A 740-nucleotide genomic window follows, 5' to 3' on the forward strand; every position below is an offset into this window, starting at 1 on the left:
AGTCCCGAAGGATCGAAATTGCGGCAACGGCGACAACGGAAGAAGTCGTAGCAGCAATTTCCGAGCTCTCGATGGACCCGGACGTCGATGGAATCTTGCTGCAGCACCCGGTCCCGGAGCACATTGACGAGCGGGCGGCTTTCGAGGCGATTCACCCGGCCAAGGATGTCGACGGAGTCACGAGAACATCTTTCGCCGCAATGGCGTTTGGCGAACCCACATTTTATTCGGCTACTCCCGGCGGCATCATGGCGCTCCTGGATGCCTACGACATCGAACTGACAGGCAAGCACGCGGTTGTCATCGGGCGCAGCCCCATTCTGGGTAAACCTGTGGGCATGCTGCTCCTGCAACGTGACGCGACGGTTACTTACTGCCATTCACGGACTAAAGACCTGGCGGAGATTGTCAATACTGCGGACATCGTGGTGGCAGCAGTCGGACGCGCTGAACTTATCCGGGGGGATTGGATCAAACCAGGTGCCGTGGTCATCGATGCCGGCTACAACGTCGGGAACGTCGGCGACGTCGAATATGAGGCCGCCAGCAGCGTTGCCAGTTACATCACGCCCGTTCCGGGCGGGGTGGGCCCGATGACAATTGCAACACTGATCCAGCAGACGGCAGTGGCGGCACGCACACGCCAGGACAGCCTCACAGATGGACGCGCGAGAGTACAGGAACTCGAGCTTCGGTGACAGTCAGGGCCGGCAAAGCGTCAACTCACAGCACAGCCGAAG

The 740-nt window shown here is 60.0% G+C and carries 1 protein-coding gene; it reads left to right on the plus strand.

Annotated features, from left to right (window positions below):
- Positions 1 to 698 (plus strand): bifunctional 5,10-methylenetetrahydrofolate dehydrogenase/5,10-methenyltetrahydrofolate cyclohydrolase (locus tag CXQ89_RS17685; RefSeq protein ID WP_104162202.1); only part of this gene is annotated, 698 nt, incomplete at its 5' end.
- Positions 699 to 740: the final 42 nt, after the last annotated feature.

The sequence above is a fragment of the Arthrobacter sp. ZGTC212 genome (genome assembly GCF_002929255.1).
GTDB classification, from domain to species: Bacteria; Actinomycetota; Actinomycetes; order Actinomycetales; family Micrococcaceae; genus Arthrobacter_B; species Arthrobacter_B sunyaminii.